Source organism: Hamadaea sp. NPDC050747 (assembly GCF_040654195.1).
Classification (GTDB): domain Bacteria; phylum Actinomycetota; class Actinomycetes; order Mycobacteriales; family Micromonosporaceae; genus Hamadaea.
In genome coordinates this window covers 1-1,389 of the sequence record NZ_JBFAHM010000041.1, presented here as the reverse complement: position 1 = coordinate 1,389, position 1,389 = coordinate 1, and the positions used below count along the sequence as shown (strand labels likewise).

Below are 1,389 nucleotides of genomic sequence, written 5' to 3'. Positions count from 1 at the left end.
GGGACTGTAAGACGAACGGTGTAAGTCCCTCTCAAGGGAGCACCGATGGTCGATGTAGAACCCACGGTCGTTGATGACGACGTGGCGAAGGGAAAGCCGGCGAAGCCGGAGACAGAGGGCGTGGACGCTGCGCTGGTCACCCAGCTGGTCGAGCAGGCGAGGGCGTCCGGGCTGCAACTGACAGGCGACGGCGGCCTGCTCGCTCAGCTGACCAAGCGGGTCATCGAGGCCGCGTTGGACGGGGAGATCACCGATCATCTCGGCTACGACAAGGGCGACCCCGCCGGGAACGACGGCGGGAACTCTCGCAACGGTGTACGGGCCAAGACCGTGCTGACCGAGATCGGCCCGGTCGACATCGCGGTGCCCCGTGACCGTGACGGCAGCTTCGAACCGCAGATCGTGCGTAAGCGCCAACGTCGCCTGTCCGGGGTCGAGGACATGGTGATCTCGTTGTCGGCCAAAGGTTTGACGACCGGCGAGATCGCAGCGCACTTGGCCGAGGTCTATGGCGCGGACGTGTCCCGCAGACGATCTCCACGATCACCGACAAGGTCGTGGAAGGAATGGCCGAATGGCAGAGCCGGCCCCTGGACCCGGTGTATCCGGTGGTGTTCTTGGATGCAATCCACGTAAAGATCCGGGACGGGAAGGTCGCCAACCGGCCGATCTACGTCGCTTTGGCTGTCACCGTCGACGGCGCCCGCGACATTCTCGGGCTGTGGGCCGGTGACGGCGGCGAAGGGGCGAAGTTCTGGCTGCAGGTGCTGACCGAGCTGCGCAACCGCGGCGTCGCCGACGTGTGCATGGTGGTCTGCGACGGGCTCAAGGGACTGCCAGACGCGGTCGAGGCGACCTGGCCTGTCGCGATTGTGCAAACCTGCGTCATCCACCTGCTGCGCAACAGTTTCCGCTATGCCGGGCGCCAGCATTGGGACGGTATCGCCAAGGCGCTTCGGCCGGTGTACACCGCACCGACCGAAGCCGCCGCCAAGGAACGCTTCGCCGAGTTCGCCGACATCTGGGGCGTCCGCTATCCGGCGATCATTCGCCTGTGGGACAACGCGTGGGCGGAGTTCGTGCCGTTCCTGACGTTCGACACCGAGATCCGCAAAGTCGTGTGCTCGACCAACGCGATCGAGTCGGTCAACGCTCGTATCCGCCGCGCCGTACGTGCCCGCGGGCACTTCCCCAACGAGACCGCCGCGCTCAAGTGCGTCTACCTCGCGGTGATGGGCCTAGACCCGACGGGGCAAGGCCGCCGCCGCTGGACCATACGCTGGAAACCAGCCCTGAACGCCTTCGAAATGACCTTCGAAGGACGCCTGTCCGCAGGCCGCAAGTAGTCCTCACTAAAACGGACTTACACCGTTATCTTGACAGTCCCGG

General features: G+C 65.2%; 1 pseudogene. It reads left to right on the top strand.

The features are described from left to right. Nucleotides 1-120 precede the first annotated feature (120 nt). Nucleotides 121-1,346 (top strand): annotated as a pseudogene (locus AB0H43_RS38940) (IS256 family transposase). Nucleotides 1,347-1,389: the final 43 nt, after the last annotated feature.